4 protein-coding genes are annotated in these 2896 nt (G+C 69.6%); all 4 read left to right on the forward strand.

The features are described from left to right. On the forward strand, positions 1-271 hold a 271-nt coding region (locus BGN97_RS11210), incomplete at its 5' end, for a sugar-binding domain-containing protein (protein WP_292701350.1). A gap of 122 nt (positions 272-393) precedes the next feature. After that, complete coding sequence (gene eno, locus BGN97_RS11215) at positions 394-1674, forward strand: phosphopyruvate hydratase (RefSeq protein ID WP_292701353.1); 1281 nt, start codon at positions 394-396, stop codon at positions 1672-1674. Between the two features lie 44 nt (positions 1675-1718). Continuing rightward, the gene (locus BGN97_RS11220; protein WP_292701355.1) at positions 1719-2273 is read left to right on the forward strand and encodes a septum formation initiator family protein; all 555 of its coding nucleotides are present in this window, start codon (positions 1719-1721) and stop codon (positions 2271-2273) included. 52 nt (positions 2274-2325) lie between these two features. Then, entirely contained in the window at positions 2326-2862 is a 537-nt protein-coding gene (locus BGN97_RS11225; protein WP_292701356.1) for a DUF501 domain-containing protein, read from the forward strand. Positions 2863-2896 lie beyond the last annotated feature (34 nt).

Raw genomic sequence — 2896 nt, forward strand, 5'->3', positions numbered from 1 at the left:
CGCGGAGACGGGGGAGCGTGAGAGCTTCGAGAAGCGCGGCGTCATCGCCGAGTACGGCACATCGCTGCTGGCCGAGGACGGGCGCACGATCAGTGGACTCGAGGAACGATTCGTCGGCATCTCCGAGGAGCAGCTGCACCGCGTTCGACTGCGAGTGGCCATCGGAGGGGGGACGGGCAAGGCGAAAGCGGTCAGCGCCGTGCTGCGATCCGGACTCGCCGACATGATCATCACAGACGTCCACTCCGCGCGAGCCGCACTCGCCGAGTGAATCGGGTCGGGGCGAACGCGATGACATCCGCTGCGGCATCCCTCGGGCCCCGGACTAGACTGAACCGCGGATCGACGTCGCTCCACACCACCACCCTTCCCTCCCTGAAAAGGAGCACACCCGTGGCACTGATCGAGGCTGTAGGCGCACGCGAGGTCCTGGACTCGCGCGGAAACCCGACCGTCGAGGTGGAGGTGCTCCTCGATGACGGCATCGTGCAGCGTGCCGCCGTCCCGTCCGGCGCATCCACCGGCGCCTTCGAGGCGTACGAGCTGCGCGACGGGGACAAGAGCCGTTACGGCGGCAAGGGCGTGCTGAAGGCCGTCGAGGCGGTCATCGACGAGCTGGGACCCGCCATCGAGGGCGTCGAGGCCAGCGAGCAGCGCGTCATCGACGAGATCCTCATCGACGTCGACGGCACCGACAACAAGAGCCGCGTCGGCGCCAACGCCATCCTCGGCGTCAGCCTCGCGGTGGCCAAGGCCGCCGCCGACTCGGCCGACCTGCCGCTGTTCCGCTACCTGGGCGGCCCGAACGCGCACCTGCTGCCCGTCCCGCTCTTCAACGTCATCAACGGCGGCGAGCACGCCGACAACGGCATCGACTTCCAGGAGTACTTCTTGGCCCCGATCGGCGCCGACACCTACTCCGAGTCGCTGCGCTGGGGCGTGGAGACCTACCACGTGCTCAAGAGCGAGCTGAAGGCCGCCGGCTTCAACACCGGCCTCGGCGACGAGGGCGGCTTCGCGCCCGACCTGCCCAGCAACCGCGAGGGCCTGGACTTCCTGCTCAAGGCCATCGAGAAGGCCGGCTTCACGCCCGGCAAGGACATCGCCGTCGGCCTCGACGTCGCCGCGACCGAGTTCTTCTCCGACGGCGTATACCGCGTCGAGGGCAAGGAGTGGACGCCCGAGCAGCTCATCGAGTACTTCGAGGGCCTCGTGCGCGACTTCCCGATCGTCACCATCGAGGACGCCCTCGCCGAGGACGACTGGGACAACTGGAAGGCGCTGACCGATGCGATCGGCTCCAAGGTGCAGCTGGTCGGCGACGACCTGTTCGTCACGAACCCGGAGCGCCTGCGCCGCGGCATCGACACCGGCGTGGCGAACTCGCTGCTGGTCAAGGTGAACCAGATCGGCACGCTGTCCGAGACGCTCGACGCGATCAACCTCGCTCACCGCTCCGGCTACACCACGATGCTCTCGCACCGCTCCGGCGAGACCGAGGACACCACGATCGCCGACCTCGCCGTCGCCGTGAACTCGGGTCAGATCAAGACCGGTGCGCCCGCACGCAGCGAGCGCGTCGCGAAGTACAATCAGCTTCTGCGCATCGAGGAGGAGCTGGGAGACGCCGCGGTGTTCGCGGGCCGCTCGGCCTTCCCGCGTTTCAAGGCCTGATCAGGGGTTCTGACCGCAGAGAACTGACGAACGAAGGGGGAGCCATGGCGAGACGTCCGGCTCCCCCTTCGCCGTCCGCGGCGAAGCATCCGGCCAAGGACCGCACGGCCGGACGGGACCGCTCCGAGCCGCGGGACCGCTCCGTTCTCGGCGAGGGCCGACGCGTCGACGTGCGCGAGTGGGCCGGCGGCATCCGCCTCTCCGGTTTCGCCGTGATCATGCTGTCGCTCGTGGTACTCGGCACTTGGGTCCTGGTGCCGTCGATCGGGACCTACCTCGACCAGCGCCAGAAGATCGCCGCGCTCGAGCACTCGGTGCAGCTGACCAAGGATCAGATCGCCGCGCTCGAGCAGGAGCGCACCCGCTGGAACGACCCCGCCTACATCACCACGCAGGCGCGGGAGAGGCTCTACTACACCAAGCCGGGCGAGGTCATCTACCTCGTCGACAACGACCTCGACCCCGCTGACGTCCCGCCCGCCCAGCAGCACGTCAGCGACAAGATCCAGGAGCGTCCGTCGGACTGGATGCCGCAGCTGCTGCGCAGCCTCACCGGCGCCGGATTGGCGAAGAGCGCGGTGGAGACACCGGCGGGCTGAATCGCGCCGCGCACTGAGTCTTCACACAGGTCGCGACCCGTACGCTGGTGAGGTGACGACCCCGCCTTACGAGACGCCGACCGCCGCTGAGATCGCCGTCGTGTCCAGCCAGCTCGGACGCGAGGCCCGGGGCGTGGTGGGCATCGCCGCACGCTGCGTGTGCGGCAACCCGACCGTAGTCGCCACGGCGCCGCGTCTGGCCGACGGCACGCCGTTCCCGACGTTCTACTACCTGACGCATCCGGCGGCCACCGCCGCGATGTCCACGCTCGAGGCCGACCATGTGATGCCCGAGCTCGCCGCGCTGCTCGAGGACGACGAGGACGTCGCTGCCGCCTACCTTGCGGCGCACCACGCCTACCTCGCCGACCGCGCAGGTTTCGGCGACGTGCCCGAGATCTCCGGCGTGTCCGCTGGCGGCATGCCCACCCGCGTCAAGTGCCTGCACGCCCTCGCGGGTCACGCGCTCGCGGCCGGTCCCGGCGTGAACCCGATCGGCGACGCGGCGCTCGCCCGCTCCAGCTGGTCTCCCGAGCGGTGCGCGTGCGTGCAGCCAAGCGCCGCGGTCGGAACGAGCGCGGCGGGATGACCCGCGGCCGGATGCTGTCGAGCTTCGCCGCGTC

The sequence above is a fragment of the Microbacterium sp. 69-10 genome, assembly GCF_001897945.1.
Lineage (GTDB): Bacteria > Actinomycetota > Actinomycetes > Actinomycetales > Microbacteriaceae > Microbacterium.